Below are 24,117 nucleotides of genomic sequence, written 5' to 3'. Positions count from 1 at the left end.
GCTACGGCTGGATCGAGACCACCAGGAACGCCGCCAGCAGCACCAGGTGCACCACGCCCTGGAGCGTCTTGGCCCGGCCGGGCGCGATGCTCAGCATCGCCACCACCACGGAAACGGCGAGCAGCACCATCTGCGTCGGGTCGAGGCCCAGCGTGAGCGACCCGTCCATCCAGATCATCGCGACGGCGACGCTGGGGATGGTCAGGCCGATCGACGCCATCGCCGAGCCGTACGCGAGGTTCAGGCTCGTCTGGACCCGGTTGCGCAGCGCGTTGCGCACGGCGGCGATCGACTCCGGCGCGAGCACGAGGAACGCGATCACCACGCCGACCACGCCGTAGGGCAGACCCGCCGCGGCGACCGTGTGCTCGATGGTGGGCGAGAGCATCTTGGCCAGGAACACCACGGAGACCAGCGCGACGAGCAGCAGCACCACGCTGATCCAGGCCTCCCGGGCCGACGGCGGGTCGGCGTGGTCGTCGCCGTCCTCGTCCCGGATGACGCCCGTGACGCGGCCGAACTTGTCGCTGGTCACAGGCAGGAAGAAGTCGCGGTGGCGCACGGTCTGCGTGAACACGAAGGCCCCGTAGAGCATCAGCGACGCCACCGCGGCGAAGCCGAGCTGGAAGGGCGTGTACGCACCGCCCTCGGCCGAGGTGGTGAAGCGGGGCAGCACCAGGGTCACGCCGGCGAGCGCGATCACGGTGGCGAGCGCCGAGCCGGTGCCCGACGCGTTGAAGCTGACCAGACGGTGCTTGCTCGCCCCGACGAGCAGCGACAGGCCCACGATCCCGTTGAACGTGATCATCACGGCGGCGAAGACGGTGTCCCGGGCGTAGGTGCTGGACGCGTCGCCCCCGCTGCTCATCAGCATGAGGATCAGCCCGACCTCGATCACGGTCACCGCGACGGCGAGGATGAGCGACCCGAACGGCTCACCGACCTTGTGTGCGACCACCTCCGCGTGGTGGACCGCCGCGAGCACCGCACCGACCAGCGCCGCCCCGATGACCGCCAGGACGACCGGGTGCTCGTGGTTGCTCCAGGTCACCACCAGGAGCACCAGGGCAAGCAGGGGGACCACCACGGTCCACTGGAATCGGCCTCTCAGGGTCGCGGTAGTCATGGTGCGGAGTCTAGGGCGACTCGTCGGCACCGCTTCTCTGCCGCGCGCGGACGTCACCGCCGTCACAGCCGGCCGTTCGGTACAGGGCGCGACCCTCTGGTAATCTTGGAGGTCGCGTGTCCGCCCAGGTCGGCGGGCACAGTCGCAGCTCCTCTCCACGGGTCCCCACCCCAGTCCCGGATCTGCGACCGCCCTCTACGACCTATCCGCTCGCCATCCGGCGAACACACCAGGAAGTCCACTCGTGGCAAACATCAAGTCCCAGATGAAGCGCATCAAGACGAACGAGAAGGCTCGTCTGCGCAACAAGTCCGTCAAGTCGGAGCTGAAGACCCACGTCCGCAAGGTGCGTGAGGCCATCGCCGCCGGCGACAAGGAGACCGCGACGGTCGCCCTTGCCGTCGCGTCGCGCAAGCTCGACAAGGCTGTCGCCAAGGGCGTCATCCACGCGAACCAGGCCGCGAACCGCAAGTCGGCCATCGCGAAGCAGGTCGCTGCTCTCTGAGCCACTTCGTCTGACGCCGTCCGCCCCTCGGGGTGGGCGGCGTCATTCGTTTGCCTTGAAGCGCGGGCGGTGTGCGGCGGGGCAGCATCAGGCGCGCCGGGAGCAGCGTCAGGCTCGGCGGGGCAGCGTCAGGCTCGGCGGGGCAGCGTCAGGCTCGGCGGGAGCGGGCGATGGTCATGACCGCCCGTTCCACGGCGAACACCGTGTCCCGGGCCTCCCCCTTGACGTCGGCGTCGGCCTGCGCGACCGCGGAGATCGCCGCCGCGAGCCCCTCGGGTGTCCAGGCGCGCAGGTCCTTGCGCGCGCGGTCGACCTGCCACGGCGCCATGCCCAGATCCTTGGCCGAGAGCCCGCCACCGCGCATCGAGGCGACCTTGGCGAGGTTGCGCAGCCGGAGCGCCAGGGCCGCGACGATCGGCACCGGGTCCAGCCCCGTGTCGAGGGCGTGCCGCAGGAGCGCGACGGCGGAGCCCGCGTCACCCGCGACGGCCGCGTCGGCGACCCGGAAGCCCGTGGCCTCCACACGGCCCCCGTAGTACCGGTCCACCGTGCCGGCGGTGACGGTGCCTGTCGTGTCAGCGATGAGCTGAGAGCAGGCGGACGCGAGCTCGCGCAGGTCGTTGCCGAGCGCGTCGACCAGGGCCCGCACGGCCTCGGCGTCGATCCGACGGCGGGCGGCCTTGAACTCCCCCGCCACGAACGACGCCTTCTCGGCGTCCTTCGCCACCGGCTCGCACACCATCACCGGCGCACCCGACTTCGTGATCGTGTCGAGCATCTTCTTGCCGCGCTGCCCACCGCCGTGCACCACCACGACGACGGTCTCCTGGTCCGGCGCCCCGACGTAGGCGATGAGGTCGGTCATCAGCTCCTCCGTGCCGGCCTCCGCCGACCGGACCACCACGACCTTGGCCTCGCCGAACAACGACGGGCTGGCCGCGACCACGAGCTGTCCGGCGCCGTACGTGGCGCCCTCCAGCTCGACCTTCTCCACCTCCGGGTCCCGTTCCCGGGCGAGTCGCAGCACACCGTCCACCGCGCGCTCGGTCAGCAGCGGCTCGGCGCCGCGGACGAGCACGACCGGCGCGAGGGTCGGCTCGTCCCAGCTGCGGCCGGCGGGTGGTGTGGCGGTACGTCGCTTGGTCGCTGGAGGCACGGACACAGCCTGCCACGCGCCACCCACACTCACCCCGGAGAACTCACTCCCAGAGCAGGTCCGTGACCGCCATGCGTGCGCCGTCGGTCCGGGCGTTGGCGACCACGCAGGCCCCGGCCTGCCCGCAGTCCGCCGTGCCACCGCCGACCAGGTCGATGCGCCGCTCGACGGGCAGCCTGGCCACCACGGACCCGGAGCGGTCCGCGATCACGCGGCGGCCGTCGTCGTAGAGGCAGTTCTCGGTGTCCACGCCGCCGTCCGACGTCGTGGCGCACTGCGCCAGGCGGACCACCGCACCGGCGGGATACCCGGTTCCCGTCACGGTGACGGTGCCCCGGTCCGCCTGCAGGTCCTGCTCGGACAGCTCCAGCACCGGGGCGGCCGGCGTCTCGGCGTCCCCGGGCAACGGGGCCGGGGCCGATGCGAGCACCCGGTCCGACAGGTCGGCGACGGCCAGCGTGCACGGATCGGCGCCGCAGTCCACCTCGGTCACAGAGCCGACGTGGACGAAGGCCCGGGCCTGCCGCGTCGCGGCGATCCGGCCCTGCGCGTCCGCGACGACCTGCTCGCGCGTCGACATGTCGCACTCGTCGAGGGCCTTCGCCCCCGGCTCCGTCCCGCCCGTGCACTGGACCAGGTACTGGTTGCCGCCGGTGAAGCCCGTGCCGCTGACCACCCAGGCGTTGCCGGCCGGCTCCACGGAGAGGGCCGGCTCGCCGGAGGCGCCGTCCTGCGTGTCCTCCCCCGTTCCCTCCCCCGTTCCCTCCGTCGGGTCCGACGACGCACCGCCGTCGGCGCTGGTGGCACCCGGGGTGCTGCGGGCGCCGGGCGGGTCCTCCTGCGCCGGTGTGCACGCTGCGAGCGCGAGCAGCACGACGGCGACCGGCACGAGCAGTCGCGCGCGCCTCACGGGTAACCCAGGTAAGCGTCGATGCCGGCTGCTATCCGCCAGCTCCAGGCGTCACGGTTCCACATCCAGTAGACCCCCCGGTTCCACACGTGGAACTCCTGCTCCAGGTAGCAGGCCACGGCATTCGTCTGGTTGAGCTCGCCGAGGTCGGTGCGGTACTGCCGGGCGTCGTTCGTGCCCGGGCTGCTCGGACCGACGGCCGACAGCAGCTTCTGGGAGCACTCCCGGCCCGCGGTCGACACGTACATCGCGTGCGTGCCGTACCGGGACGCGGAGAACCCGCTCTCGCACGCCTTCGAGATCGCGTTGGAGTGCAGGGGCACGTGCACGTCGGCCCCCACGCGGTTCGAGCTGTCGATGTTCTGGCGGGTCAGCCCGTCGCCGCGGACCACCTTGTAGCCCCGTTCCAGGAGGTTGGGGTGCGAGGTCCCGGTCTCACGGATGGTCGACATCGCCAGGAGGTAGGAGTTGCGGTTCTCGCTGAACCCGGAGCAGCCCGTGTTGTCGTGGCACACCGTGTCCCCACGGTCGTGGCACGCCTGGGAGAGGTAGACCACCTTGCCGTTCCACTTCTCGGGCACGTAGGTGACGTCCGCCGACGCCGCCGGGGCCACGGCGAGGAGCCCGCCCGTCACGAGCACCGCTGCGACGGAGGCCGACAGGACCCGCCGGAGCATCGTGCTGGTCGTCCTGCGCACGGTCGTTCCCCCTCTCATCCGAGCTCGATGGGCAGGTCGGTCGGGGCGCACATGTCGCCCCCGGTCGCGTAGGCGAAGGCGAGGCAGTCGCCGTCGACCGTGAACGTCACGGAGTCGAGCGCACCGTTGCTGTGCGCGGTGAACAGCAGCGCCTGCCAGACGTCACCGGGGTACACCCCGGCGTCCGACATCGCCTCCTCGAACCCTGGCGCGACGTCGACGGTCGCCGCGCCGTGGTCCAGGTGCACCGTGGTGGGCGCCAGGTCGGCACCGGGCAGGTAGGCGGCCAGCACCTCGTCGACGGCCCGGGCCAGCGTGGCGCGGGGCGGTCCCTGGGTGATCGTCTGCCCCGTCGTCGCCTGCTGGGCGCCGGTGGCCTGCTGCTCGTCCAGGCTCTGCTGCCCGCCCGACCGCTGCTGCCCGCCGGTCGCCTGGACGGACGCCGCGGGGCCGCAGCCCAGGTACGGGGTGGTGGCACCCTCCGGCGAGCGTGGCCCGCCGGGCACCTCGGGGCACGCCCCCGCGCCGGACGGCGGATCGCCCGCCATGGCCTCGGCGTCGCCCTGCGCGCGGTCCTCGCCCGACGGCGCGTCCGTGCCCGCCACGACGACCGTCCAGCCGTCCAGCAGGTCCGCCGACTCGTCGAGCCAGGCGTCCGCCGCCTCAGGGTCCCGGGCGACGTCGACGTGGACGACCTGCTCGGCCTCGGAGACGTCGGTGACCACGGACTGTGCCAGCAGCTCCTGCCGCTGCTGGAGCACCACCGCCGCCTGGTCCTGCCCGACGGCGCTGAGCGCCGCCACCGGTACGAGCAGTGCGGCCGCCGCGACGACCGCGATGGCCCGGCGGTGCCGCCGGGCGGTTGACTTGATATCGATCACGAAGCCCCCTCACGTGATGCCGAAGGTCTCGCTCCGACGTCACCCACGGTAGGCGCGCTGACAGGATCCGCAACGTTTCGCGAGACGTGGCGGTCTCGTGGGTCCCCGCCGGTCAGCAGCCTGCCAGGCCCACCTCCCCGCCGCGCACGACCAGCGCCACCGTGCCGCACTCGTCGGTCCGGACCACCGCTGCCCCGAGGCCCGCGTACAGATCGAGCGCCTCGTCCGTCGGGTGGCCGTAGTCGTTGTCGCGGCCGGACGAGACGAGCGCGACCGCAGGACGCAGCCGACGGGCCAGCTCGGCCGACTGCACCGCCGAGCCGTGGTGCGCGACCTTGACGACGTCGGCCGGACCGACCAGCGGGACGAGCGCGGCCTGGCCCGCGTCCTCCAGGTCACCGAGCAGCACCACGTCCAGGCCCGCGGTGCGCGCGGCGAGCACGACACTGGAGTCGTTCGCGCCCGTACCCGCCCCGGCGAGCGGTACCCGCCACGCGACGGTGCCCGCCACGCCCTGGTCACCGGTCCGCGCGGGCCGCACGGGCACGCCCGCGGCCGCCAGCGCCGCCGTCGTGGCCGCGGCACCCGCCGCGGGCTCCGCCACGGGGGACACGAGGGCCGCCGTCACCTCCCGGCCGGCCAGCACCGGGCCGAGGCCACCCACGTGGTCGGCATGGAAGTGGCTGAGCACCAGGAGATCCACCCGCGTGACGCCGAGCCGGTCGAGGCAACGTCCCGCCGCCGACCCTGCCGGTCCCACGTCCACCACCACGGCCGACGCCGGACCCGTGCGCAGCACCAGCGCGTCGCCCTGCCCGACGTCGCACGCCGCGACCTGCCAGTCCTCCGGCGCCTCCCCACGGGCGACCAGACGCGGCACCGCCGTCGCGACCACCAGGACCACCGCCGTGCCCGCCGCCAGGAGCACGGCGGCGAGGGCCGGACCGGACCGGCGCCGCGCCGTGAGCAGCTCGTGCGGGCGGACGGGCTGCATCCCGTGTCGCCCCAGGCCGAGCGCTCCGCGCACGCCGGAGCGGACCGCCGCCCGCCACGCCTCCGGCCAGCCCGGGCGGGGAGCACCGCGCAGCGCCGCCCAGAGCACGAGCCCCGTGACCCCCGCGAGCAGCAGCGCACCGGGTGGCCCGCCGAGCCACGGCACGGTCGCGCCCGGCAGCGTGGCGCACACGTGGGCGACCGTGGCGATCCACCAGGTGGCGCAGCCCGCCAGCCAGGCGACCGCCCCGGCGAGCACGGGCACCCAGGGCGCGAGCACCGTCGCGACCAGCCCCAGCACAGTGGCCGGCACCACCGCGGGCGCGGCCAGCGCGTTCGCCATCACGGACACCGTGGAGACGGACGGGTCGAGCAGCACGAGCACGGGGCCGCACGCAGCCTGGGCGGCCAGCGGGACGGCCAGCGCGAACGCGACGACCTCCCCCGTCCAGGGGGCGAGCCGCGCGGCCAGCGGTGCGGCGAGCAGCACGAGCCCCGCGGTCGCCGCCGCGGAGAGCGCGAACCCGAAGGAACGCGCCAGCCACGGGTCGACGACCAGCAGCCCCACCACCGACGCGGCGAGCGCCGGTGCCGACTGCGCGGGCCGTCCGGCGGCCACGCCTGCCAGGGCGAACGCCGCCATGACCGCTGCCCGGAGCACCGCGGGCTCCGGACGCACCAGCAGCACGAACGTGAGCGCCGCGAGCGCGACGAGAGCCACCCGGGCCGACCGGGGCAGCCGTGCGGCCGAGCAGAGCAGGGTCAGGACGGCGACGACCACGGCGAAGTGGCCTCCCGAGACCGCCGTCACATGACTCAGCCCGGACACCCGCATCTCGTCGGCGAGGTCAGCCGGCAACCGGGTGGTGTCGCCGATCGCCGCACCGGGCACGAGCCCGCGTGCCTGCGGGGCCAGTGGGTCAGTGACGGCGAGGAGGGCCGTGCGATGGGTGTCGAGCAGGCCGAGGAACGACGGCGGGGCGCGGATCTCGTGCGCGCCGCCCGCGGTCAGGCGTGCGGCGTCCGGGGCGCCGGGGTCGGCGGCACGCAGGGTGCCCGAGACGGTGACCGTTGCCCCGTAGCGCGGTGCGGGGCCCGAGAGGACCTGGACGTGCGCGCCGGCCGCCGTGCTGACGGCCCGGGCGTCGACCGAGCGGGCCGCAAGCACCCAGCGGTACCGGCCCGGTGCGGAGGCGGGCTCGGTGCCCGGACCTACCTCGCCGGGACCGGTTCCCTCGGGCCTCGGCCCCCCGGGACCGAACGAGAACGGCTCGGGCTCCGAGACGACGACGCCGCTGAGCGTCACCGTCACGCGCTGCTCGGCGAGGTCGGCGACCGGGGACCGGCCGGAGAGCTGGACGTGGGCCGACAGCGTGACCGCCAGGACGCAGGCGCTGACCAGTGCGCCGTGCGCGAGAACCGTCGGGGCGAGACGGGGCGGGACGGCGAGACGGGGCCGGACAGCGAGACGGGGCCGGACAGCGAGACGGGGCCGGACAGCGAGACGGGGCCGGACAGCGAGACGTCGCGCGGCCACCGCGACCGTCACGAGGCAGGCCAGCGCGACCACGACCGCGGCCCACCAGGTCACCGGTCCGCTCAGCCCGGACCCCGGCCCCGTCAGCAGCCACGCCGCTCCCCAGGCCGCCAGCGCCGCGGGTGCGAGCCGCAGGTCGGTCACGGCCCGACCCGGGCGCTGTCGCGCAGCTCGTCCAGCGTCGCCGGGCCGATGCCCGGCACGTCCTCGAGCTCGTCCACGTCGGCGAAGGGTCCGTTGGTCTCGCGCCACTCGACGATCGCCTGCGCGATCGAGGGCCCGACGCCCGGCAGCGCATCCAGCGCCAGGGCGTCGGCCGTGTTGATGTCGACCGTCGGCCCCGCCCCGGAGCCCCCGCCCGTACCCGTCGCGCCTGGTGCGCCCCCGGCCGTCGGTGCGGGACCAGGGGCCGTCTCTCCCGGCCGGGGGACGACGAGCTGCTCGCCGTCGACCACCGTGCGGGCCAGGTTCACGGCGGTCAGGTCGGCCTTGTCCGTGGCGCCACCGGCGGCCCGCAGGGCGTCGGCCACGCGGGCGCCGTCGGGCACCGTGACCAGACCCGGCTTCCGTACGGCACCGACCACGTGGACGAGCAGACCGCCGGCGGGCGTGCTCGCGCCGGGCGTGCTGGAGCCGGGCATGCTGGAGCCGGGCTCGCTCTCCGGCGGGCTCGGCGACCCGGCGCCGGTGTCCGGACCGGCCTGAGCGCCGGGACCGGCGGAGGTGCCGGCGGATGCGGACGCGAGGGGCACCACGCCGTCACCACGGAACGAGAGCGTGGCGACGCCCAGGCCGAGCAGGAGCACCGCCACCACGGCGACGACCGCCGTCGTACCCGTCAGCGCCCAGCGGCGCGCACCCTGCTCGGCGCGGGGGTCGGCAGGGTGCCCGTGCGCCGCGGCGTAGGCCGCCGCCACGCCCGTGGCGGAACGGCGGGCACGCAGGCGGGTCACCAGCTCGTCCGCGTCGCCGCCCACGCGGTCGGGCGCTCGGCCCGCGTCGTCGTCCGGCGCCCGCAGGTCGGCCCGGCGTGCGTGCTCCTGCCCGTCCCCGGGCACGGGCACGGGCACGGGTACGTTCCCGGGCACCGGCGCACGATCAACCCCAGGCGCAGGCACACGCCCGGCCCCGGGCACGATCCCGGCGCCGGGCACAGGACTGAAGGGCCACGTGTCGGGCGGTCGTCGCTGCGCGGTCTCTGGTTCCATGGCTCAGGACGCTAGGCGCGAGCCGCACCGCCCGGACCGCGTCGGCAGGCGGCCTGTGCACGAACCCCCGCGGACGGCCTCTGTGGTCGGCCTCCCGCCCGCCCGTGGCCGTTCGGAGGGTCTCGGCGCCCGGCCCGCGAACTTCGTCCGGCGCGCACCGATGAGTTCAGCGGGGTGCCGCCGTCGGACCTGGCACAGAGCGCGCGAACCCGGACCGGGCCGTGCGCCTCAGGCCGGCGGACCGCGCCGGCCGCGAAGACGCCGACGGGATCGGCAGCGAACACGGGAGCGAGCACGATGACCGACAAGAAGACCCTCACCCTCGACGTGCCGGGCGCCGTCCTGACCTACGACGTCCGTGAGGCCGCCACACCGACGAACGAGCCGCCGCTCCTCCTGATCGGGCTGCCGATGGGCGCGGAGGGCTTCACCACGCTCGCGGGCCACTTCACCGACCGGACCGTCGTGACCTACGACCCGCGCGGGGTCGAGCGCAGCACGCGTGAACCAGGCCATGACCCGGACGTCACCGTCCACGCGGACGACGTGCACCGGGTCATCGAGGCGGTCGGCGGCGGACCGGTCGACCTGTTCGCCTCCAGCGGCGGCGCCGTGGTCGCGCTGGAGCTGGCCGCGGCCCACCCGGGCGACGTGCGGACCGTCGTCGCGCACGAACCGCCGCTGGCCTCGGTGCTCCCCGACCGCGAGGCCGTCGTCGCCGCCATGGCCGACATCCACGACACCTACCAGGCGAAGGGCTTCGGCGCCGCGATGGCCAAGTTCATCGCGCTGGTCATGGTCGAGGGTGAGCTGACGGCGTCGTACGTCGAGCAGCCCGACCCGGACCCGGCGATGTTCGGTCTGCCGACCACCGACGACGGTTCCCGCGACGACCTGATGTTCGGCGTGAACATGCTGGTCCTGCCCCCGTACGAGCCCCGCTACGAGACCATCCGCGCCGGCGTGCCGCGCGTCCTGGTCGCGGTGGGGGCCGACACCGGTGAACAGATGACGGGCCGGGCGGCCCGCGCCGCGGCGGGGCTGCTCGGCACGGAGCCGGTGGTCTTCCCGGGCGGGCACGGCGGGTTCAGCGGCGGCGAGTACGGCCAGCCGGCCGACAAGCCGGCGGAGTTCGCGGCACGCCTGCGGGAGGTCCTGGCACTCTGACGGACGGCGCCCGTCAGTGCACGTGGTCACCCAGGTCCGCGACGACGACGGCGAGCGTGCCCGGGCCGACGTGCACACCCAGGACGGCGCTCAGGGGCGTGACCTCGACGTCCGCCCGCGTGCGCGTGTGGAGGCGGCCGGCGAGGGCTAGGGCACGGTCGTGCGCGCCGAAGTGGTGCACGGCGACGACGGGCCGCCGCGCCTCGGCGACGAACCCGGCGGCCAGCTCCAGGAGGCGCTCGGCACCGGCGGCACGGGTGCGCACGCGCTGGGAGAGCTCGACCGCGCCGTCGGACAGCCGCAGGATGGGCTTGACGCCCAGGACGGTGCCGAGCGCCGCGGCGGGGCCGGACAGCCGGCCGCCGCGGCGCAGGTGCTCCAGGGTGTCGACCACGAACACCGCGTTCGCCGTCCCGGCGACCTCGATGGCGCGGGCGGCGACGTGGGCGGCGTCGGCCCCGGCCGCGGCGCACTCGGCCGCCGCGCGGGCCGCGAAGCCGAGGCCTGCGGCGCCGGTCCGTGAGTCCACGGCCCGCACCTGCAGGGGCGAGCGGGCGGCCGCGGTGCCCGCCGACCCCACCGTGCCGGACAGGGCGCCCGACAGGTGCACCGACACGATGGACCGGGTCCCCTCGTCGGCCAGGCCACGGTAGACGGCGGCGAACGCCTCCGGCGGCGGCTGCGACGTCGTCACGTGCTCCCCGTCCGCGACCAGCTCCGCCAGGCGCTCGGGGGTGATGTCCTCGCCCTCCGCGTAGACGTCGTCGCCGACGAGCACGCGCAGCGGAACCACGACCGGGCCGCCCGGCAGACCTGCGGGCAGGCAGGCGGTCGAGTCGGTGACGACCCGCACCTCCTGAGGTGCCGGGCGGGAAGGACGACGTCGGGTGCGCATGACCGCGACACTCTATCCGCGCGAGGAACCCGACCGGTAAACGTGCGGGATCCTCCCCGCGCGCAGCGCCGGAGCCCGACCTAGCATCCGAGACATGTCCGATGCATCGACGCCAGAGCTCGCGAAGCTGCGCGAGGCCGCCGCCGCGGCCCAGAAGGCCCTCGAGGAGGCGGAACGGGCGGCCGAGGGTGCGTCCGCGTCGGGACCGGGTACTCCGGACACCGAGCCGGGTGCGGCGTCCGGCGGTGCCGCGGCGCGGGAGGGCTACGCCGCCGAGGTGGCGGCCGGCTACGCGGCCGGGGCCACCCTGCCCCTGGGCGCACTCCTGGAGGGCACCCCGGGCGGCGAGGCGACCCCGAACCCCCAGGTCCAGGTCGGTTTCGCGCTCTCGATGCTGAACCGCCACGGCCTGGTGGCCGGCGCCACGGGAACGGGCAAGACGAAGACCCTGCAGGGCATGGCGGAGGGTCTGTCGCTGGCCGGCGTGCCCGTCTTCCTCGCGGACATCAAGGGCGACCTGTCCGGCCTCGCGGTCCCCGGGGCGGACAACCCGAAGATCGCGGAGCGCGCGGCGAGCATCGGGCAGGACTGGACGCCGACGCAGTACCCGGTCGAGTTCTACTCGCTGGGCGGGATCGGCAAGGGCGTCCCGATCCGGACGACCGTCACGGACTTCGGGCCGATCCTCATGTCGAAGGTGCTCGGCCTGAACGAGACGCAGGAGTCGAGCCTCACCCTGATCTTCCACTGGGCCGACAAGAAGGGCCTGGCGCTGCTGGACCTCAAGGACCTGCAGTCGGTGATCGCCCACCTGACCTCCGACGAGGGCAAGGCCGAGCTCAAGGGGATCGGCGGCGTCTCCGCCGCCACGGCGGGGGTGATCCTGCGCGAGATCGTCGGCCTGGAGGGGCAGGGCGCCGACGTGTTCTTCGGCGAGCCCGCGTTCACGACGTCGGACCTCATCGCGACCAGGGGCGACCTCGGCGTGCTCAACGTGCTGGAGCTGCCCGCCGTCCAGGACCGCCCGCAGCTCTTCTCGACGTTCCTCATGTGGCTGCTCGCCGACCTCTTCCAGGAACTGCCCGAGGTGGGCGACGCCGACAAGCCCCAGCTCGTCTTCTTCTTCGACGAGGCGCACCTGCTGTTCGCGGACGCGTCCAAGGACTTCCTGCAGCAGGTGGTCCAGACGGTCCGCCTGATCCGTTCCAAGGGCGTGGGCGTCTTCTTCGTGACGCAGTCCCCCAAGGACGTGCCCGCCGACGTGCTGGCCCAGCTCGGCAACCGGGTGCAGCACGCGCTGCGCGCCTTCACGCCCGACGACGCCACCGCGCTCCGCGCCGCCGCGCGCACGTTCCCGACGTCGCCGTACGACCTGGAGCGCCTGCTGCAGGAGCTCGGTACCGGCGAGGCGGTGGTCACGGTGCTCACCGAGAAGGGCGCGCCGTCGCCGGTGGCGTGGACGCGGGTGCGCGCGCCGCAGGCCTCGATGGACCCGGCGGGCGACGCGGAGATCGACCGCGTGGTGGCCGCGTCCGCCGGTCAGGCGAAGTACGGCACGCCGGTCGACGCGGAGTCGGCGTTCGAGCTGCTCCAGGCCAGGGCACAGGAGCAGGCGGCGGCACAGGAGGCCGCGGCAGGGTCGGCCACCGCGGCGCAGGAGGAGCGGGAGCTGGCCAAGGAGCGCGCCCGGCTGGAGAAGGAGGCCGCGACCCGTGAGCGCGCGGAGGCCCGGCACAAGGAGCAGTCCGCGCGCGACCGCAACCGCGTGGTGACCTCGCTGGCCAAGACGGCGGGCACGGTCCTGGTCCGCGAGCTGACCCGCTCCCTCTTCGGCACCCGCAAGCGCTGACCCTCGTTGAGTGCTGGATCTTCGCCCCTTCTGACGCGCAGAAAAGGGCGAAGATCCAGCACTCAACGAGGTGGGTCAGGCCGGGACGATGTTGACCAGGTTGGGGGCCCGGACGATGACCTTGCGGACGCCGCGGCCGTCCAGGAACTTGACCACGTTCGGCTCGGTCAGGGCGGCCGCCTCCAGGTCCTCCGACGAGATGTCGGGGGCGACCTCCAGGCGGGCGCGGACCTTGCCCTGGACCTGGACCACGCAGGTCACCGTGTCCTGGACGAGGTACTGCTCGTCGGCCTCGGGGAACGGCTCGTGCGCCAGCGACTCCTCGTGCCCGAGCCGCGACCACAGCTCCTCCGCGATGTGCGGCGCGATCGGCGCCGTCATCAGGACCAGCGGCTCCACCGCCGCACGCGGCACGGCGGGCAGGCCGGTGAGGTGGTTGTTGAGCGTGATGAGCTTGGCGATCGCCGTGTTCGGCCGCATGTTCTCCATCTCGGCGCGGACGTCGGCGATGGTGCGGTGCACGGCCCGCAGGGTGGCGGTGTCGGGCTCGTCGTCGGTCACGGTGAGCTCACCGGTCTCCTCCGAGACGACGTTGCGCCACAGCCGCTGCAGGAACCGCTGCGACCCCACCACGGCGCGGGTCTCCCACGGACGCGACAGGTCGAGGGGGCCCATCGACATCTCGTAGACGCGGAACGTGTCGGCGCCGTACTGCTCGTACATCTCGTCGGGCGTCACGACGTTCTTCAGCGACTTGCCCATCTTGCCGTACTCGCGGTTGACGGGCTGGCCCTGCCACGTGAAGCCGGACTGCTCGTCGCCCTCGACCTCCGCGGCCGGCACGTACTGGCCGCGCGAGTCGGTGTAGGCGTACGCCTGGATGTAGCCCTGGTTGAAGAGCTTGCCGAACGGCTCCAGCGCGGTGACGTGGCCCAGGTCGAGCAGCACCTTGTGCCAGAACCGCGCGTACAGCAGGTGCAGCACCGCGTGCTCCACGCCGCCGACGTACAGGTCGACGCCGCCGGCCGTGCCCGACGTCGGGTTGTGCCGCGGTCCCAGCCAGTACTGCTCCAGCTCCGGGAGCGCAGCCGCCGTGGTCTCGGCCGGGTCGAGGTAGCGCAGGTAGTACCAGCACGAGCCGGCCCAGTTGGGCATCGTGTTGGTGTCGCGGCGGTACGTCCTGGGCCCGTCGCCCAGGTCGAGGGTGACGTGCACCCAGTCGTCGTTGCGGCCCAGCGGCGCCTCGGGCTCGGAGCTCGCGTCGTCGGGGTCGAAGGTGCGCGGCGCGTAGTCGGGCACGTCCGGCAGGTCGACGGGGAGCATCGCGTCCGGGATCGCCACCGGGCGGTCGTCCTCGTCCCAGACCACCGGGAACGGCTCGCCCCAGTAGCGCTGGCGGCTGAACAGCCAGTCGTTGAGGCGGTAGGTGGTGGTGCCCTCGCCGATGTTCTTGCTCTCCAGCCAGGCGATGATCGTCGCCTTCGCCTCGGCGACCCCCAGGCCGTCGAGCGAGATCTCGTCGTTCGAGGACCGCACGGCGACGCCGTCGCCCGCGTACGCACCGGTGTGGTCCTCCGGCAGGCCGCCTTCCGGCTCGACCGTGTGGATCACCGGCAGGTCGTAGGCCTCGGCGAACGCGAAGTCGCGCTCGTCGCCGCCGGGCACGGCCATGATGGCGCCCGTGCCGTAGCCCATGAGCACGTAGTCCGCGGTGAACACCGGGATCTGCGTGCCGTTGACGGGGTTGACGGCGAGGTGGCCGGTGAACACGCCGGTCTTCTTGCCGGCGTCGGCCTGACGCTCGACGGCGGTCTTCGCGGCGGCCTCGCGCCGGTAGGCGGCGACGGCCTCGACCGGGGTGTCGTACCCGCCGGTCCACGCGGAGCGCGTGCCGTCGGGCCAGGCCGCGGGCACCTCGTCGAGCAGCGCGTGCTCCGGGGCCACGACCATGAAGGTGGCGCCGAACAGCGTGTCGGGGCGGGTCGTGAAGACCTCCAGCGTGCCCGCTGCACCGGCCGGGTCGCCCTCGGCGGTGCCGACCACGTCGAACCGCACGTTGGCGCCCACCGACCGGCCGATCCAGTTGCGCTGCATGGACTTGACCTTCTCGGGCCAGTCGATCAGGTCCAGGTCGTCCGCCAGCCGGTCCGCGTAGGCGGTGATGCGCATCTTCCACTGCCGCAGGCTGCGCTGGAACACCGGGAAGTTGCCGCGCTCGGACCGCCCGTCGGCGGTGACCTCCTCGTTCGCGAGCACGGTGCCCAGGCCGGGGCACCAGTTGACCGGCGAGGAGTCGACGTACGCGAGGCGCTGGCCGTCGATGACGTCGCGCTGCTCCAGCTCGCTGAGGGCGGACCAGACCGCACCACCGGTGTTGTCGCCGTCGTGCCCCGGGACCGGGCGCGTGCCCGCGGCCAGCTCCGCGCGCAGCTCCGAGATGGGCCGGGCACGGCCCGTGCCGGCGGACGGGCCGGGGCGCTCGGCCTCGGCGTCGTACCACGACTCGAAGATCTGCAGGAAGATCCACTGCGTCCACCGGACGTACCCGGGGTCGATGGTCGCGAACGTACGGCGCGGGTCGTGGCCCAGGCCGAGGCGGCGCAGCTGACGCCGCATGTTGCCGATGTTGGCCTCGGTGGTGACGCGCGGGTGCTGTCCGGTCTGGACGGCGTACTGCTCCGCGGGCAGGCCGAACGCGTCGTAGCCCAGCGCGTGCAGCACGTTGTCACCGCGCATGCGGCGGAACCGGCCGGTCACGTCGGTGGCGATGTAGCCCAGCGGGTGACCCACGTGCAGGCCCGCACCCGACGGGTACGGGAACATGTCCATGATGAAGTACGGGTCGCCCTGCGCCGGGCTGCCGCCCGGCCCCGTAAGTCGCCCCTGCGGGTTCGCCGCGTGGAACGTGCCGCGCTCCTCCCAGATGTCCTGCCAGCGCAGCTCGATCTGCTGCGCGAGGGCCGGGGTGTAGCGGAAACGGGGCTCGTCCGGGGACGTGGTGCGCTCGGGTGCGTCGGGCATTGTCACGGCTGCGAGTCTACCGACCGCGACGGCCCCCGGCCTCGGTTGTCCACAGGTACGAGGGTTCACCCGACATTCGCCCCCGCCTCCCCCGCAGTTCTCCGCCCGGGTGCTCGAATGGCCCGCATGATGCCCTCGTTGCGAAAGACCCTCGCCGCCAGCATCGCCGCCGTCGTGTGGACGGCCTCGACCACCGCGGCGGCCACGCCACCCGCCGCGGGCACCGACAGCCAGAGCACCCGGAGCAGCACCGCACCGGCCCACGGCCGGGCCGACCACGTCGTCCTGATGGCCCTGGACGGCTTCGACGTCGAGTACCTCGACCTGGTCCGCTCCGGCGCCGCAGAACCTGATGTCGCGGCTCTGCGGGGCTCGCAAGCTCACTCCTCAGCCGCAAAGATGCCGAACCTCCAGCGCCTCCTGCGCCGGGGCAGCGTCACCACCTCCACGGGCGTGATGACCTCGATCACCAACCCGTCGTGGTCGTCGGTGGCCACGGGCGCGTGGCCCGCCACGCACCGCAACACGGCCTACTGGTTCGACACCGCGACCGGCACGGCCCGGGGTCAGCAGCGTGACCTGGCGGTACCGACGATCGCCCAGTCGATCCGGGAGCAGGGCGGCACCGTGTTCTCCGCCCAGTGGTTCATCCTGCAGAACTACGGCGTCACCTTCGGCGACCCCGACGGCCTCTACACGCAGCCCGGCGGCGACTGCTCCCGCCGCACCGACGACGCCGTCGCCGTGCTGCGCGGCGAGCCCGTCGACTCGGGCGGGCAGCAGGTGACGACGGACGGCGTGCCGGACCTGGTCGCCGTCTACTGCGACGTGCTGGACGCGATCGGGCACGACGGCGGTGACGACGACCCGCGCATCCCCGCCGCGCTGTCGGACATCGACCGGCAGCTCGGCCGCCTCGTGCAGGCCACCAAGGACGCGGGGGTCTACGGCGACACCGCGTTCGTCCTCACCGGCGACCACGGCATGACCACGTTCGACAAGGGCTTCGGCGCCGAGGGTCTCGCCGCGATCGAGGCGGCCGGCTTCACCCCGCAGATCCTCACCAGCGGGCAGACGCCGGCGCCCGGCACCGACGTGGTGATCGTCGTGGGCGGCGTCGCGGACGTGCGGATCGTCGGGGAGCGCGCCGGCGACCCGGCAGCCGTCCGCCGGCTGGAGCGGGCGCTGCGCGGGCTGCCGCAGGTGCGGGACGTCCTCGACGAGGCCGACCAGCGCCGCCTGCGCATGAGCCCGGGCTACGGCGACCTGGTCGTGGAGCCGGAGCCCGGCTGGTCGTTCGGCGCGACCCCGGCCGACGCGGCGGGCCGGCACGGCGCGACCACGGAGCTGCACGTGCCGCTGGTCCTGGCGGGTGCCGGTGTGCGGCCCGGTGTGCACCCGCACGACCCGCGGCACGTCGACGTCGCGCCGACGATCTCGGCGCTGCTGGGCTACGCGCCGCCGTCGGGCAGCGAGGGGCGGGCGCTGCGCGAGGCGCTGCGTCCCTGAGCCGGCGGTGCGGCGCTACGCGGCGCCCGCACCGTCCCGCACGATCTCGATCTCGATCCCGACCGCGGGCCCGCCGTGCCTGCGGGGACGGCCGAGCAGCAGCACGAGCGTGAACCAGCGGAACCGCAGCCCGTACTTCGCGGTCATCGCGCGCCGCGCGGTGCGCAGGTCGGCTGCCGGCAGCACCCGGGCCGTCCCCGCGTGCCACGGCCCGTGCGGCTCCCCGTGGACGTCGGACGGCGCGACCTGCACCCGCGGGTCGCGCCGGATCCGGCGGACCTTCCAGGACCGGGCCGGGGTGTACCCGTACAGCCGGCCCGCGTGCGGGGCGAGCCACACCGGCGTCGTCACGCCGGAACCGTCGGCGCGGAAGGTGCGCAGCGCGAAGTACTCGTCCGGGGGCGGATCGAGCCGGGGCACGTCAGCGGCAGGTCAGAACGAGTCGACGAGCGGTCCGCCCACGGCGAGCAGCAGCCACGCCACGGCGGCCACGTAGCCGATCACCAGGATGACGTGCTGGTTGCCCACGATCGCGTCCCGCAGCCCGGCGGCCACGCGCAGGTCTCCCGACCGCACGCCGCGCACGATCTGGTACCACAGGAGCGGCCACATGATGGTCCACACGACCATGCAGTAGGGGCACAGCGCGACGATCGAGTAGAAGCTGGTCCACATCAGGAAGAACACCAGGCCCTGGCCCAGTACCGTCCCGACCAGCAGGGACACCCAGTACCAGCGCGGCAGGCGGGTGCCGAGCAGCAGCATGACGCCCGTGGTGACCACCACGGGGAACGCGGCGACGCCGATGTACGGGTTGGGGAACCCCAGCAGCGCGCCCTGCCACGAGTCCATGGCAGCGCTGCAGGTGACGAAGAGGTTGATCGAGCAGGACGCCGTCCGGTCCGGCTCGACGAAGGCCAGGTACTTCTCCCACGCCAGCGCGAAGGACGCGATGAACCCGATCCCCCCGAGCACGACCAGGAGCAGTCCCATGGTCCGCGGGCCGGGCCCGGTTCCCGCGGCGACGTCGTGCTGGTCGTTGGTGTCCGACGACGTCGTGGTCGCCCCGGTATCAGTCACGCGCCACACGGTACCGGCGCAGCCTGGAACATTCCTGGGACCAAGGTCCCGGAACCGTCACAAAGTTCCGTCCGCCGGCTGGTGGACCACCCGCTGCCGCCCGAACGCCAGGATCATGCCCAGCCCCAGCAGCGTGACGACGAACCCGGCCCACGCGGGCGCGAGGTAGCCCCACCCGGCGTCGATCACGAGGCCGCCGAGGAACGCCCCGGCACCGTTGGCCACGTTGAGGCCCGCGTGGCACAGCGCCGCACCGAGCGACGGCGCACCCGGCGACAGGTCCATCAGGCGGGTCTGGAAGGCGAGCCCCAGGATCTGGGACGTGACCCCGAGCAGGAACAGGGACACCAGGGCGGGCACCACCCAGCCGCCCGTGAGCGCGAACAGGACCAGCGACGCCGCGGTGGCGACGAAACCGGTCAGGACGGCCCGCAGCACGCCGTGGTCGGCCAGCCGTCCGCCGATCTGGGTGCCCACCGTCATGCCGACGCCGAACAGGGCGAGCACCCAGGGCACCGCCCCGCCGGGCAGCCCCGTCACCCCGGTCATCGTGGGGGCGACGTAGGTGTAGACGGCGAACATGCCGCCGAACCCGACGGCGCCCGCCACGAACGCGAACCAGAGCGGCGCGTTGCGCAGCGTCGCCAGCTCGGTGCGCACCGAACGGCCGGCGCCGCCCGCCCCGGCGGGCACGAGCCGCCACAGGCCGAGCACCGTGACGAGCCCGAGAACCCCGATCAGCAGGTAGGAGACCCGCCAGCCGAAGACCTGCCCGACCCACGTGGACAGCGGCACGCCCACGACGTTCGCGATGGTCAGGCCCGTCATCATCGTCGCGACCGCCCGGCCGCGCTGGGCAGGGCCGGCCACGGCAGCCCCCACGGCCGCACCGACGCCGAAGAACGCGCCGTGCGGCAGCCCGGCGAGGAACCGCCCGGCCACGAGCCAGCCGATGTCAGGGGCGGCCGCGGACAGGACGTTGGCGACCGTGTAGAACCCCATCAGGGCCAGCAGCAGCCGCTTGCGCGACATCCGCGCCGCGGCCACGGTCAGCAGCGGCGCACCCACGACGACGCCGAGCGCGTACGCCGTGATCGTGTGCCCCACCTGGGGGTCGGTGGCGCCGAAGTCGGCCCCGACGTCGGGCAGCAGGCCCATCGCGGCGAACTCGGTGGTGCCGATCGTGAAGCCGCCGACGGCCAGCGCGACGAGCGCGGGCGCGGCGGAGCGCATCGAGGTGCTGGTCGCCATGGGGTCTCCAGGAGGTCGTATCGATTCGAGCGGAGCGTCGGCGACACCGGCGACGAGCAGGGAGGAACTGCGCACAGACTACTCCTGCGACACCCACACGCGGGAGGCCGCCAGCAGTCCCAGGTCCGCCACCCGCTCGACGGGCCGCGGCTCGGCGCCGGGCGCGTCGGGGTCCGGCACGGGGCACGTCCACGTCACGGCGACGGTGCCGGCGAACTCGCGCCGCGTCGTCACCTCGACCCGCATGTCCAGGTCCATCCCGAGCTCGGCGAGGTAGCGCAGAGCCTCGGGGTCGGCGTCGGAGATCCGCACCACCGTGCCACCCTCACCCGCGTGCATGGACGACAGGGGCACCGCCGACGGGCGCACCACCGTGCCGTCCGCGCTCGGGATGGGGTCGCCGTGGGGGTCGCGCGTCGGGTTGCCCAGCCGCTCGGCCATGCGCTCCACGAACACGTCGGAGACCGCGTGCTCCAGGACCTCCGCCTCGTCGTGCACCTCGTCCCAGCCGTAGCCGAGCTGGCTCACCAGGAACGTCTCCAGGAGCCGGTGCCGGCGCACCATCACCAGGGCCAGCCGCCGGCCGTCGTCGGTCAGCCGGATCGCGCCGTACCGCTCGTGCTCGAGCAGGCCCTGGCCCGACAGCCGCCGCACCGTCTCCGACACCGTGGAGGCACCCACGCCCAGCCGGTCGGCCAGGTGCTTGGTGGTCACCTTCTCGTCCGACCACTCCTGGGCCGACCACACCGCCTTCAGGTAGTCCTGGGCGACGGGCGTCAGCTCGGCCGGGTCGGTAGCGATGTCCACGCCCCGAGCCTAGTTGCCCGACGGCGACGACGACGGGGCCGAGCCGGCGCCCGGGAGGCCCCCGGGTGTGTCGTCGGGCACCTCGTCCGGCACCGGCGCGGCCGGCGGGATCGCCTGCCGCTCGCCCACGAACGCCTCGCCCTCGGTCGTGACCTCCACGAGCTGCCAGTCCACGAACTGCCGCCGCTCCGGGTCGAACCTCAGCACCGTCATCTCCGACGAGTCCCGCAGCGGCCCCACCGACGTGTTGCCCTTGGTGGCGCCGCCGGTGCTGGCGTTCACGTACCGCACGCCGTGCCCGACCGCGTCCGGGCCGATCCGCGTGTGCATGTGCCCCGAGACCTGGAACGGCACGCACCCCGACTCCAGGGCCGCGTCCCCGACCGCGGGCTGGTGCACCATCAGCAGGTCGACCCGGTCCTCCCCGGTGTACCCGCCCAGGCCCGGCTCCCCCGCCGCCTCGCACGCGACGTCGCGCAGCCGCTCGCCCGCCTGCTCCGGCGTCTCCTCGCGCGCCATCACGGTGCCGCCGCCGATCCGCGTCTCCAGCGGGTCCCGGTCGCCCAGGATCCGCACGCCCTCCACCTCGACCACCTCGCCGTCGAGCACGATCTGGCGGTTGGCCAGCTCCGTGGCCGTGGTCAGACGCGAGTCGTGGTTACCGTCCGCCACCACGAACGGGACGCCGTCCGGCACCGCCGACGCGAACGAGTCCACGCACACCGACTCCACGCTCGTGCCGTTGATCGTGGTGTCCCCGGCGTTCAGCATGACGTCGGGCGCCAGGCTGTCCGCGAGGTCCCGGATCAGCGGCGTCATGCCGGTGTTGCAGTGCAGGTCCGAGACCAGCAGGAACGTGACGTACTCGGGTGCGTCCGGGCTGCCCGACGGCGACGGGCCCGCCTCGGCGGCCTCCTGCTCGGCCACCCGCGCGTCCCACGCCTCCATCAGCCGCTCCCGCGCCCCCGCGTAGAACACCTCGTTGGCCTGGTAGGTCTCCACGAGCTGACCGCTGTAGGTGTCGATCACGCTCGCGAGGCGGCCCGTGATCCGCGCCCCCTCCAGGGCCGTCCCCTCGAACACCGCGGAGGCCGGCAGCGCGGCCCGCTCCTCGGGCCCGGCGCTCGCCGTGGCGGTCGCGGCCACGAGCACGACGACGGCCACCCCGCCGGTGATCTCCCAGGTGCGGCCCGCGAGGGTGCGGGCGAGCTCGCGACGCCGGACCGCGCCCAGCAGCGCGCGCACGCCGAAGGCCGCCGCGACGAGCACGAGCGCGGCGACGCCCGTGCCGCGGACGGCGTCCCAGGCGAGCGCCCACGCCACGGTGCGGACCGTCTGCTGCGGGGTGTCGAAGAACTGGAGGTACCCGTCCAGGTCGCCGGCCAGGGCGTCGAAGCTGGCGGCGTCCACGGCCGAGAGGTCGGCGGGGATCTCGTGCACGGTGATCCGGACACCGAGGGTGAGCGGCAGCGGGGAGTCGGCGACGACGGTGCCGAGCGGCCCGAGGTCGGCGACGAGCCGGTCCTCCGCGGTGATCGCGTACGTGGCCTCGTGCGGTCCGAGGCTGAGGTCGGCCCTCGCCGTCGTGATCCCGTAGGTCAGGCAGGCGACGGCGGCGAGGACGCCGGCCAGGGTCCAGCGCAGCCAGCGGGGTGGGACGGAGCGAGTCATCGTCCCCCACCCTTTCACGGGACCGCCGCGCACACCTCCGTCAGGCCGCCCTGTGTCAAACCGCACGTCAGACCCCACCGCCGGACGTGGGACGGCACCATGGGCCCGTGTTCGTGCTCAGGTCCGTCTGGCGGCCGACCGCATCCGTGGGACGGGTCTGGTCGGTGCTCGCCGACCCGCGGTTCACCTGGCCCGACTGGTGGCCGGGACTGACCACCGCCGCGACCGGTCCCGCCGTCGGGCCGGACGGGCTGGCCGCGCCCGGGGCGTGGGCGGTGCTGCAGGTGCGCAGCCCGCTGGGCTACGCCCTGCGGTTCCGGCTGGAGCTCACCGAGAGCGTGCCGCCGTCCGACGCCGGGCCGGGCCGTGCGCGGCTGGACGTCTCCGGGGACCTGGCGGGGCGGGCGGACGTGACGGTCGGCCCCGGTCGCCCCGGCACCGAGGTACGGCTGCTGTGGCAGGTCTCCCCCGGCCCGGCCTGGCTCCGGGCGGCGGCGCGGATCGCCCCGGCCCCGCTGACCTGGGCCCACGCCAGGGTGATGCGCCGCGGCGAGCAGGGCCTGTCGGCGCACCTGGGCTGAACCGTGCGTGCCGGGCGTCAGCCGGTCCTGCGCGACTTCTTCGCGTCCGCCACGCTGCGCTTGAGGGCCTCCATGAGGTCCACCACCTCGGCACCCTCACCCTCCTCGGCCGCCTCGCCGAAGGTCTCCGCGGTGTCCAGCGTGTCGCCGGCCTCGAGCTTCGCGTCCACGAGCTTGCGCAGCTGCACCTGGTAGTCGTCCTCGTAGTCCTCGGGCGTGAAGTCCGCCTCGAAGCTGCTGACGAGCTGGGCCGACATCGACAGCTCCTTGTCGGTCACCTTGGCGGGCTCGTCCAGGGACGGGAACGCGGCCTCACGGACCTCGTCCGCCCACAGCAGCGTCTGGAGCACGAGCACCTCGTCGCGCACCCGCAGCGCCGCCAGCCGGGTGCGCTGCCGCAGCGCGAACTTCACCACGGCGGTGCGGTCCGTCTCCTCCAGCGTGCGACGCAGCAGCACGTACGCCTTCGTGGACTTGGAGTCGGGCTCCAGGTAGTAGGTCCGGTCGTACATGATCGGGTCGATCTGCTCGCTGGGCACGAACTCGACCACGGAGATCTCCCGGTCCCGCTCGGCGGGCAGGTCGGCCAGCTCCTTCTTGGTGAGCACCACCGTGCGCTCGCCGTCGTCGTAGGCGCGGTCGATGTGCTCGTACGGCACCACCTCGCCGTCGAGCTCGCAGACGCGCTTGTACCGGATGCGGCCGCCGTCGGCGTCGTGCACCTGGTGCAACGGGACGTCGTGGTCCTCGGTCGCGCTGTACAGCTTGACCGGAACGTTGACGAGACCGAAGGTCACGGCACCCTTCCAGATAGCCCTCATCCTTCTATGGTGCGCCCCAAGAGCACGACATGCCCAGGTTCCGGTCAGAGACCCGCGCGGTCCAGCTTCGCCGCGAGCTCGGCGTTGGTGGGCTCCACCAGGTGCTCACCGTCCGGGAAGACCAGCACCGGGATGGACTTGCGGCCGGTCAGCGCCTCCGCCTCGTCCGCCCGCTCGGGCTGCGCGACCAGGTCGACGTACACGTAGTCGACGCGGCGCACGTCCAGCACGGCCTTGCTGCGGCGGCAGTCGCGGCACCACTCGGCGCCGTACACCGTGAGCTGCTGCGGCGGGGCCACCGACGGGGCGGGCGCGACGGCCGTCCCGAACGGGCCACCCACGAGGTCATCCGAATTCACTCGCCGGAGCCTAACGGACCTCCCAGGCACCCCACGACACCCGCCGCCGCGGCCCCGGGCACCGCCGCACCCCGGCGTCCGCCCCGCACCCC

The 24,117-nt window shown here is 74.0% G+C and carries 21 protein-coding genes; 5 read left to right on the top strand and 16 right to left on the bottom strand.

Annotation, left to right across the window (positions count from 1 at the left end; translation table 11 throughout):
- Position 1: 1 nt before the first annotated feature.
- Positions 2–1,126: a calcium:proton antiporter gene (locus ACO229_RS01550; RefSeq protein ID WP_397431036.1), complete on the bottom strand. Its 1,125-nt coding sequence runs from the start codon at positions 1,124–1,126 to the stop codon at positions 2–4.
- 244 nt (positions 1,127–1,370) lie between these two features.
- On the opposite strand from ACO229_RS01550, the gene rpsT reads away from it, so the two are divergent.
- Positions 1,371–1,631: a 30S ribosomal protein S20 gene (gene rpsT, locus ACO229_RS01545; protein ID WP_397411184.1), complete on the top strand. Its 261-nt coding sequence runs from the start codon at positions 1,371–1,373 to the stop codon at positions 1,629–1,631.
- 148 nt (positions 1,632–1,779) lie between these two features.
- Here rpsT and holA read toward each other — a convergent pair whose 3' ends face one another.
- The 6 genes from holA to ACO229_RS01515 form a co-directional block, all read right to left on the bottom strand.
- Complete coding sequence (gene holA / locus ACO229_RS01540) at positions 1,780–2,787, bottom strand: DNA polymerase III subunit delta (RefSeq protein WP_397431037.1); 1,008 nt, start codon at positions 2,785–2,787, stop codon at positions 1,780–1,782.
- A gap of 43 nt (positions 2,788–2,830) precedes the next feature.
- A complete protein-coding gene (locus tag ACO229_RS01535) occupies positions 2,831–3,697 on the bottom strand; it encodes a neocarzinostatin apoprotein domain-containing protein (protein WP_423463499.1) in 867 nt (288 codons plus the stop codon).
- Positions 3,694–4,395, bottom strand: a complete 702-nt coding sequence (locus ACO229_RS01530) for a hypothetical protein (protein ID WP_423463498.1) — start codon at positions 4,393–4,395, stop codon at positions 3,694–3,696. The genes ACO229_RS01535 and ACO229_RS01530 overlap by 4 nt, the downstream gene beginning before the upstream one ends.
- A gap of 14 nt (positions 4,396–4,409) precedes the next feature.
- Positions 4,410–5,276, bottom strand: a complete 867-nt coding sequence (locus ACO229_RS01525) for a hypothetical protein (RefSeq protein ID WP_397431040.1) — start codon at positions 5,274–5,276, stop codon at positions 4,410–4,412.
- A gap of 112 nt (positions 5,277–5,388) precedes the next feature.
- Entirely contained in the window at positions 5,389–7,950 is a 2,562-nt protein-coding gene (locus tag ACO229_RS01520) for a ComEC/Rec2 family competence protein (RefSeq protein ID WP_423463497.1), read from the bottom strand.
- Positions 7,947–8,894: a helix-hairpin-helix domain-containing protein gene (locus ACO229_RS01515; protein WP_423463496.1), complete on the bottom strand. Its 948-nt coding sequence runs from the start codon at positions 8,892–8,894 to the stop codon at positions 7,947–7,949. Before ACO229_RS01515 ends, ACO229_RS01520 begins: the two co-directional genes overlap by 4 nt.
- 417 nt (positions 8,895–9,311) lie before the next feature.
- On the opposite strand from ACO229_RS01515, the gene ACO229_RS01510 reads away from it, so the two are divergent.
- A complete protein-coding gene (locus ACO229_RS01510) occupies positions 9,312–10,181 on the top strand; it encodes an alpha/beta fold hydrolase (RefSeq protein ID WP_423463495.1) in 870 nt (289 codons plus the stop codon).
- Between the two features lie 13 nt (positions 10,182–10,194).
- On the opposite strand, the gene ACO229_RS01505 is transcribed toward ACO229_RS01510, so the two are convergent.
- Positions 10,195–11,076, bottom strand: coding sequence for a DegV family protein (locus tag ACO229_RS01505; RefSeq protein ID WP_397431044.1), 882 nt, complete (start codon positions 11,074–11,076; stop codon positions 10,195–10,197).
- 94 nt (positions 11,077–11,170) lie between these two features.
- Between ACO229_RS01505 and ACO229_RS01500 the strand changes: the two genes are divergently transcribed.
- Positions 11,171–12,925: a helicase HerA-like domain-containing protein gene (locus tag ACO229_RS01500; RefSeq protein WP_423463494.1), complete on the top strand. Its 1,755-nt coding sequence runs from the start codon at positions 11,171–11,173 to the stop codon at positions 12,923–12,925.
- Between the two features lie 75 nt (positions 12,926–13,000).
- Here the strand turns inward: ACO229_RS01500 and leuS are convergent, their stop codons facing one another.
- Positions 13,001–15,946, bottom strand: a complete 2,946-nt coding sequence (leuS, locus tag ACO229_RS01495) for a leucine--tRNA ligase (RefSeq protein WP_423465250.1) — start codon at positions 15,944–15,946, stop codon at positions 13,001–13,003.
- A 138-nt stretch (positions 15,947–16,084) separates the two neighbouring features.
- Between leuS and ACO229_RS01490 the strand changes: the two genes are divergently transcribed.
- Entirely contained in the window at positions 16,085–17,455 is a 1,371-nt protein-coding gene (locus tag ACO229_RS01490) for an alkaline phosphatase family protein (RefSeq protein WP_423463493.1), read from the top strand.
- A 15-nt stretch (positions 17,456–17,470) separates the two neighbouring features.
- Here ACO229_RS01490 and ACO229_RS01485 read toward each other — a convergent pair whose 3' ends face one another.
- The 5 genes from ACO229_RS01485 to ACO229_RS01465 form a co-directional block, all read right to left on the bottom strand.
- Positions 17,471–17,875 (bottom strand): PPOX class F420-dependent oxidoreductase, encoded by a 405-nt coding sequence (locus tag ACO229_RS01485; RefSeq protein ID WP_423463492.1) that lies wholly within the window; start codon positions 17,873–17,875, stop codon positions 17,471–17,473.
- A gap of 12 nt (positions 17,876–17,887) precedes the next feature.
- Positions 17,888–18,535 carry a vitamin K epoxide reductase family protein gene (locus tag ACO229_RS01480; RefSeq protein ID WP_397431048.1) on the bottom strand — a complete coding sequence of 216 codons (648 nt, stop codon included), beginning with the start codon at positions 18,533–18,535 and terminating at the stop codon, positions 17,888–17,890.
- A 57-nt stretch (positions 18,536–18,592) separates the two neighbouring features.
- Positions 18,593–19,786 carry an MFS transporter gene (locus ACO229_RS01475; protein ID WP_423463491.1) on the bottom strand — a complete coding sequence of 398 codons (1,194 nt, stop codon included), beginning with the start codon at positions 19,784–19,786 and terminating at the stop codon, positions 18,593–18,595.
- Between the two features lie 78 nt (positions 19,787–19,864).
- Positions 19,865–20,593, bottom strand: coding sequence for a metal-dependent transcriptional regulator (locus tag ACO229_RS01470; protein WP_397411212.1), 729 nt, complete (start codon positions 20,591–20,593; stop codon positions 19,865–19,867).
- Positions 20,594–20,602: 9 nt separating this feature from the next.
- Complete coding sequence (locus tag ACO229_RS01465; RefSeq protein WP_423463490.1) at positions 20,603–22,264, bottom strand: metallophosphoesterase family protein; 1,662 nt, start codon at positions 22,262–22,264, stop codon at positions 20,603–20,605.
- A gap of 107 nt (positions 22,265–22,371) precedes the next feature.
- Here ACO229_RS01465 and ACO229_RS01460 point away from each other — a divergent pair, with 107 nt between their 5' ends.
- The gene (locus tag ACO229_RS01460; protein WP_423463489.1) at positions 22,372–22,845 is read left to right on the top strand and encodes a hypothetical protein; all 474 of its coding nucleotides are present in this window, start codon (positions 22,372–22,374) and stop codon (positions 22,843–22,845) included.
- A gap of 17 nt (positions 22,846–22,862) precedes the next feature.
- On the opposite strand, the gene ACO229_RS01455 is transcribed toward ACO229_RS01460, so the two are convergent.
- Both ACO229_RS01455 and ACO229_RS01450 read right to left on the bottom strand, forming a co-directional pair.
- Complete coding sequence (locus ACO229_RS01455; protein ID WP_397411218.1) at positions 22,863–23,666, bottom strand: Ku protein; 804 nt, start codon at positions 23,664–23,666, stop codon at positions 22,863–22,865.
- A gap of 44 nt (positions 23,667–23,710) precedes the next feature.
- Positions 23,711–23,965: a glutaredoxin family protein gene (locus ACO229_RS01450; protein ID WP_397411758.1), complete on the bottom strand. Its 255-nt coding sequence runs from the start codon at positions 23,963–23,965 to the stop codon at positions 23,711–23,713.
- Positions 23,966–24,117 lie beyond the last annotated feature (152 nt).

The organism is Promicromonospora sp. MS192, from assembly GCF_049532985.1.
Taxonomy (GTDB): domain Bacteria; phylum Actinomycetota; class Actinomycetes; order Actinomycetales; family Cellulomonadaceae; genus Promicromonospora.
This window is presented reverse-complemented; position numbering and strand designations above follow the sequence as displayed.